1 pseudogene is annotated in these 230 nt (G+C 63.0%); it reads right to left on the bottom strand.

Going from position 1 to position 230, the window contains the following annotated elements:
• Positions 1–230, bottom strand: a pseudogene (locus tag AAEZ05_RS30510) (formyl transferase); the annotation flags it as partial.

The following is a 230-nucleotide window of genomic DNA, read 5'->3' as shown; positions in this document are numbered from 1 at the left end:
CCCAACAGGCTCGCCAACACGCCGGGCTGGCCATCGGCAGCGTCGATGCTGCGCTTGATAAAGGCTGCGCAATCGAACCAACTGAAGGTGCGGTCAGCCTGGGTCATGTTCGGCTGCAAGCGCCCGATGACACTGGGTTGGGTGTAATCGAGCGGTGTCGGCACGAAGCCCTTGGCGAATTTCGCCACGACGTCACGGATGCAAACCATCGCGGCGTCGCTCACCAGGCC

It is taken from the genome of Pseudomonas sp. HY13-MNA-CIBAN-0226, from assembly GCF_040310305.1.
In the GTDB taxonomy this organism is placed as follows: domain Bacteria; phylum Pseudomonadota; class Gammaproteobacteria; order Pseudomonadales; family Pseudomonadaceae; genus Aquipseudomonas; species Aquipseudomonas gregormendelii.
This window is presented reverse-complemented; position numbering and strand designations above follow the sequence as displayed.